The following is a 5,362-nucleotide window of genomic DNA, read 5'->3' on the forward strand; positions in this document are numbered from 1 at the left end:
CTGCGGCTACGATAGTTGGAGGGTTGCCTCCCGCCACAATCGCTCAGTGCCAGGTCTTATATTTTAAAAGATACTTAAAAGCTCCTTCATATTAATTTATGGAGGAGTCTTTTGATTCATGGTTCGCTGACTTGTGTGGACTCTGAAATTGGAGTTGATTCTATTTTTTAGTACATGATTACTAATAATATATTAAGCAACTGCTGTCCACGCTGCTACAAGGATTTTGGGCTATTTTACCCTCTTGTCTTGCACCTGAATATACTTCTCTGGTCTGATAATCTAGAGACGGTCACTTTGTCTTTCTTTTTTAGCGAACCCGAATTAGATACACTTTTTAAAACAAATTATTGAAAACCTTTCACTGGCTTTTGTTTGCCCTTAGCCTTGGGTCTAGATTTATGAACTTCGACGACAGCAGCTTGAAATAATTCGTGCAGATGTAGGGGTACACTGGCAATTTCTGGTAAATCTGGATTGAGGGGTTTATTGAACTCTTGCAGCAATTTGTCTAAGTCAATGGCAAGGTTAAATTCTGGACATTGTAAGTAATCTTGTAGTATATGTTCTAAAGAATTGGGATGATTTTGGGCTAAACGATGCCAAATAAAAGCATTAATACTTTTATCTTCGAGGTAATGACGAATTAGTTTTTCAGAACCATCAACATTTTGCCAATTTTCTGCTGTTAATAGTGTTTGGAATTTACTATAAGTTGCTAAAAACATCTGTCCCCAACGGGGATGAGAAATCGCGGTTACTTGTTCAGCTTTTTTTAGTTCCGCAGGTAAATCAACCTTTGGCATCACCATTTTACTGCTGCCATTTTTATTATTAAATACCTGCGAAAGTAATTTGGCATCAGCACCAGTTTCTTTGGCTGCTGCTTGAATGTCTGCTTCAGAAACACCAGTTTCTGCTGCTAACTCACTTAGAGACTTATTTTGATCAATTCCTAGTGCAGCAAAGCATTTATCGGTGGTTAACTCTTGAAATTCACCAATTTTTTGATTAAGTTGATATCCAGGCAGTGTAATTTCATCACTACGGAAAAATTCAATAAACTGCTCATGGTATTGGGATACAGACTGCCAAGCTGCTTTTAGTAAGTCTGGCGCATCACTGTAAAGATGATTTTTATAGTTTTCCTTAAAGTTACCAATAGCTACAGCTAATTTTGGTTTACCCAATTTACCCAAGAGGGTGTATTGTCCAAAAAATGTCCAGTAGCCGTCAGTAATAGGTGCAATTCTGGTTAATAATATTTCCTCTAGTTTTAATCGTGAAATCGCCTGTAATGTTTGGTTATTATTTGGTTTAAGAAAATAATATTTATCCGTTAACCAATTTTTTAACTCTAAACTATCGCTCTCAATTTTCGTAATAGCAAATAACCCCATAAAACTCTGATGCCAATTCTGGAGTAGCAGGCGATCGCTCTCTGTAATGTCTGTATACTGTTGAATAAATAAATCTATTGGTGATTGCTCTCCAACTCTCCCTTCAACCAGAAAGCTATCAATAGTTAAGTCTTGCTGTGTACTATCTCCACTACGGCGGCGTGACTGTTCTGCTGCATAGGTTTCTAATGCTTGTGCTAGTTCCCCTTCTGCATCCAAAACGAAATCTAATAAAGCTTGCTTGAGTTCGTGCGATCGCTCTAATATCCTATCCACAAGTCTGTCTCTCGGTACAATAGCTGTAGATTAAGGCTCAGGCGAGAATCACAGCATCTAGCAACAGCTAGATTTGTCATAATATACATTGAGCTGGTTGACTTATTGACAAGCAACGTCTCTCTAGCAAACTTTGCGGTTCTAGGAAAAAACAATGTCATAATTGGGATTTCTCATTCGTGAAAAATCCCGGTAAACCCCGACATCCCAATCCCTATACCCTATACCTTGTCTCCTATTACTTGATACCGACCTAGGGCAATGAGAGGAAAATACTGTTGATAAAAGTGATACTTCAAATAAAAGTGACCAGGAAAGCCAGTACCAGTAAAGTCTGCCTCAAACCAACTACCATCTGATTTTTGCGTTGACACCAAATAGCTAATTCCCTTTTCCATAGCCTCACGGGCAAATTTACCAGTAGCTTCCCCGGCTGCTATCAAGCCAATTATTGCCCAGGCTGTTTGGGATGGCGTGCTGCGTCCTTTACCTTTAAGACTAGGATCATTGTAACTACGACAAGTTTCACCCCAACCACCATCGGGGTTTTGACAGCTCACTAACCAAGCTGCACCCTGTGCGATTTGGCGTTGATACCTTTGCGGCGCAATTGCAGCTAAGGCTGAGAGAACACCACTTGTACCGTAGATGTAATTTACTCCCCAACGCCCAAACCAACAACCTTCCGGTTCTTGTTCGTTCAACAGATAACTAAATGCCCGTTCTAGGTTGTGAGGTGTAATAGATAAGTTACACACCCCTAGCATTTCTAAAACTCTGGCGGTGACATCAGCCGTGTTGGGGTCTATCATGGCTTTCAAATCGCCGTAAGGTACAGCGTTGAGCCAATCTTGGTCATTGTCGATATCAAAAGCAGCCCAACCGCCAGGTTTACACTGCATAGACTCAACCCATTTGAGAGCGCGATCGCAGGCTCTGTGTTTTAATTGTTCATTAGGTAAATTCGCCGCGTACAATGCCATTACTACCACAGCCGTATCATCCACATCTGGGTAAAAACGATTGTCAAACTCAAACGCCCAAGCCCCCGGTTTACCTTGGGGATTTTTGACTATCCAATCACCATAATCAAGGATTTGCTTTTGTAATAACCATTCTCCCGCCTTCACTATAGCTAGATGGTCTGGTGCAATCCCAGAGTCAACAAACGCCCGCATTACCCAGGCTGTATCCCAAACCGGCGATACACAAGGTTGAACACAGTAACTATCCTCTGTTTCAATCGCAAAGTTATCAATAGCTTGCAAACCCCGTTCCACAATTGGGTCACTGGGGTCATAATCGAGACACCGCAAAGCCAGCATAGAATTCAGCATAGCGGGAATAATTCCCCCCCAGTCGCCTGTAGCTTCTTGGCGTTCTAAAATCCACTTTTCTGCGGCTTTGATCCCTTCTTCTCTAAAAGGAATGAAATTTAGGCTTTCTGCAAACTTAAATCCTGCATCGAGGGTAAGGAATAAATCTGTCCAGTCGCCACTGCGGGGTAACTCCCACCGGACATTCTCCACACCTTCAGCGTATAACTCATCAAGATTGATGCTGGGGTTCGTGCTAAAAACAGGTTTACGGTCAAAGACAATCAACAATGGGACAGTGCTAGACCGCGCCCAACTGGACATTTCATAGATATTGACGGGGAACTCTTTAGGTAACAGCATTACCCAAGCAGGCAGAGAAGGCAAACCACGCCAGTCATAACAACCCACTAAAGCCAAGTGAAACTTAGTAAAGATGCGCGTTTTACTAATGCCGCCCCGTTGGATGATGAAATCTCGCGCCCGGATCATGTCTGGGTCAGTTGCAGGGACACCAAGCAACCGCAAAGCCATATACGCCTCAACCGACGTGCTGAGTTCTCCGCCATCATCATAAAATAATTCCCAACCTCCATGCTGCCGTTGCTGGGAACGCAGATATGTTGCGACTTTGTGCAGAGGTCTAGTTGTATCTGTTCCCCAAATTTTGTGGAGTAAGACCACCTCAGCCGTGATAGTGACATTAGACTCTAACTCAGCCCACCAGTAACCAGCCGGATTTTGCAGTGATAGCAAATATTTTTGACTAGCTGCGATCGCTTGTGCAAGTTGATTGACTTCTAACCTGTCTTGTGTCTGCATCAAATCCTACTCAACATTTAGCTATGAATACGGCAGTACAAGGAAAAAATTTTTCCCGTAATTAGCAAATATTGTATTGTGTTTGAGGCATAAAGAATTAGAAGTAATTTCATGTGTTGAAAAGAGCAAAAATCCCTAACTAACAGCAAAAATCATCAATAGTTTGGCAATTTTGAACTGGAGCGATATGGGTGCATTTATTTTGGGGCTAACATTATTATCTTTATTGATTTGGTTAGGATTATTAACTTTGCGGGGGCAGTTTTGGCGGGTAGATCAGCAACTAGAGACGGTTGAACCTGCGTTACAATCCTTACCTAAAGTGTGTGCAGTAGTTCCGGCGCGTAACGAAGCGGAATTGTTACCAATATCATTGCGATCGCTTTTACTCCAAGACTACCCCGGTGAGTTTCATGTATTCTTAGTAGATGATCATAGTACAGATGGGACAACCGCCTTTGCTGAAGGAGTTGCCCACGCAGTAAATAAAGCCCAGCAATTAAAGATTATCTCCAGTGCATCCCTACCCCCCGAATGGTCTGGTAAACTTTGGGCAGTAGAACAAGGCATTCAAAACGCCAAAACATTAACACCAGATTATTTTTTCCTCACCGATGCAGATATTGAGCATGATGTCAACAATCTGCGGCGATTGGTTGCTAAAGCCGAACAAGAAGATTTAGACCTAGCATCGGTCATGGTAAGACTGAGATGTCAAAGCTTTTGGGAAAAACTGTTAATACCTGCATTTGTCTTTTTCTTTCAAAAACTCTATCCCTTTCGCTGGGTGAATAACCCCAAAAATCAAACGGCGGCGGCTGCTGGTGGTTCTATCCTCATTCGCCGAGAAGCATTAGAGAGAATTGGCGGTTTTCAAGTCATTCGCCAAGCTTTAATTGATGACTGCGCCTTAGCTCAAGCTGTTAAGGGGACTGGGGATTGGGGACAAGGTAGTGTTTCTCTCTCATCTTCCCCCACTCCCTCTAGAAAAATCTGGCTTGGCTTGAGTTCCCTCACTCGCAGTTTGCGTCCTTATCCATCTTTGAAAACAATTTGGGATATGGTGGCGCGGACTGCTTACACTCAATTGAATTATTCTCCCTGGTTACTGCTGGGAACTGTGGTGGCGATGACCTTAATTTATCTAGTTCCGCCTATAGGTTTAATTATCGGTGTATTGCTGGGGAATCAATTAATTGCCATCACAAGTTTATTAACATGGCTGTTGATGACGTTGGCTTATTTTCCCACGGTTCGTTTTTATCGATGTTCACCTGTCTTTGCTTTTAGTTTACCTGCGATCGCCTTTCTCTACACCCTCATGACTATAGATTCTGCATTACGCCATTGGCAAGGACGCGGCGGCGCGTGGAAAGGTAGAGTTTATCCGGGATAAAATCAGCAATCAAATTAAGTGCAATCTTTGAAATGGCAGAATATGACAACCTGTGTAAAATCCTTGCAGAACAATATCCCCGTGATTTCATTCGTTGGTTAAGTAGCTAAACAAAATTAATTACATAGTTTTTACCAAATTCTCGGAGAATT

3 protein-coding genes are annotated in these 5,362 nt (G+C 42.2%); 1 reads left to right on the forward strand and 2 read right to left on the reverse strand.

What is annotated here, in order from left to right; translation table 11 throughout:
• Positions 1-347 precede the first annotated feature (347 nt).
• Positions 348-1,676 carry a hypothetical protein gene (locus ACM0OR_RS27510; RefSeq protein ID WP_414579578.1) on the reverse strand — a complete coding sequence of 443 codons (1,329 nt, stop codon included), beginning with the start codon at positions 1,674-1,676 and terminating at the stop codon, positions 348-350.
• 221 nt (positions 1,677-1,897) lie between these two features.
• Complete coding sequence (shc, locus tag ACM0OR_RS27515; protein WP_414579579.1) at positions 1,898-3,814, reverse strand: squalene--hopene cyclase; 1,917 nt, start codon at positions 3,812-3,814, stop codon at positions 1,898-1,900.
• Positions 3,815-4,001: 187 nt separating this feature from the next.
• Between shc and ACM0OR_RS27520 the strand changes: the two genes are divergently transcribed.
• Positions 4,002-5,210, forward strand: coding sequence for a glycosyltransferase (locus ACM0OR_RS27520; protein WP_414579581.1), 1,209 nt, complete (start codon positions 4,002-4,004; stop codon positions 5,208-5,210).
• Positions 5,211-5,362: the final 152 nt, after the last annotated feature.

This window comes from Anabaena sp. CCY 9402-a, from assembly GCF_963920945.1.
Taxonomy (GTDB): Bacteria; Cyanobacteriota; Cyanobacteriia; order Cyanobacteriales; family Nostocaceae; genus Trichormus; species Trichormus minutissimus.